1 rRNA gene is annotated in these 517 nt (G+C 43.7%); it reads left to right on the top strand.

The features are described 5' to 3' along the window. Nucleotides 1-246 precede the first annotated feature (246 nt). Nucleotides 247-517 (top strand): 16S ribosomal RNA (locus PSH50_RS21005); the annotation flags it as partial.

Raw genomic sequence — 517 nt, 5'->3', positions numbered from 1 at the left:
TCGCAACGTTCTTTAACAATATAAAGCAATCATCTGTGTGGGCACTCGTACAGATTGAGTTCTAACAGCCAAGCTACTTAGGTAGTGAGGCAAACAAATTTAGAGTCTCAATTGAAACTGAGTGACCAACAGCAATAACTTACTTAGGTTTTACTTAAGAAAAGAATTGCAGCACAGTCAATTCAATATCGAAAGATATTAAATAAATTCAGAATTCATTGAGCTGTCGAAAGACACAAAACTTTTTAATTGAAGAGTTTGATCATGGCTCAGATTGAACGCTGGCGGCAGGCCTAACACATGCAAGTCGAGCGGTAACAGAAAGTAGCTTGCTACTTTGCTGACGAGCGGCGGACGGGTGAGTAATGCTTGGGAACATGCCTTGAGGTGGGGGACAACAGTTGGAAACGACTGCTAATACCGCATAATGTCTACGGACCAAAGGGGGCTTCGGCTCTCGCCTTTAGATTGGCCCAAGTGGGATTAGCTAGTTGGTGAGGTAATGGCTCACCAAGGC

Source organism: Pseudoalteromonas sp. Angola-7 (assembly GCF_028599255.1).
In the GTDB taxonomy this organism is placed as follows: domain Bacteria; phylum Pseudomonadota; class Gammaproteobacteria; order Enterobacterales; family Alteromonadaceae; genus Pseudoalteromonas; species Pseudoalteromonas atlantica.
The sequence above is the reverse complement of the archived record's forward strand: the minus strand, read 5'-3'. Positions and strand labels throughout refer to the sequence as shown.